The sequence below is a fragment of the Streptomyces sp. AC627_RSS907 genome (genome assembly GCF_019049165.1).
Map to the genome: position 1 here is coordinate 1 of NZ_JAGMUE010000560.1, position 771 is coordinate 771.

1 protein-coding gene is annotated in these 771 nt (G+C 77.3%); it reads left to right on the top strand.

The genetic code is table 11. From position 1 onward, the window contains the following. A partial coding sequence (locus KUM32_RS37065) for a DUF6758 family protein (RefSeq protein WP_217146258.1) occupies positions 1–488 on the top strand: 488 nt, incomplete at its 5' end. Positions 489–771: the final 283 nt, after the last annotated feature.

Below are 771 nucleotides of genomic sequence, written 5' to 3' on the forward strand. Positions count from 1 at the left end.
ACCGCGCCCAGGTGCCGGTCTGGATGCCGTGGCCGCTGCCGGTCGGCTGGCTGTTCACCGGCGTCGTCTCCGCCGGCGACGACCGCAGCGGCGGCCGGGCCACCGCCGTGGCCTGCTCGGGCCCCGGCCCACTGGGCGGCGCGGGCGAGATGCTGCTGGTCGCGGAGGAACTCGGGGTCGGCCTCGGCGCCCGGTACGCGGGGATCGACGGCCTCGACCCGGGCCCCCTGATGCGCGTCGACCAGCCCCCGCAGACCAAGGTGCACGCCGCCGGCCGGCCCACCCCGCTGTGGCACGTGAGCGGCGTGCCCGACGACCGCGCCGTCTTCGCCGGCGAGGCCCGTGGCCTGTGGCTGTGGGTGATCGTCTGGCCCGAGCAGGCCGGCGTGCTGCTCTACGACGAGTTCGTCCTCACCGACCTGCGGGACGCCGGCGCCGAGGTGGACCTGCTGCCGTGCGGCGCGCTGTCGCCGCGCGTGCTGTCCTGAGCGAGCGCTCCGGAGCGCTCGGCCGGGGCCGACGGGAAGCACCTGGGCGCGACCCGGGCCGGATGTGACGAGGAGCCGACAGCGCGTCGGCCCGAGGGCGTGGTGGGCGCGCGGCCCGCACGCGTCCGTGCGCCCGTGGGGCGGGCCGTGGGCGCGAGGCGCTCGTCTCGTACGACTGTGTGGGCGGAGGCGCCGCTGTGCCCCGGTACAGTGAAGATGTCCCCGTCGTCCCCCCCCCCGAGACCGCCCTGGAGTCCGCGTCGTGCGCATCGACCTGCACACC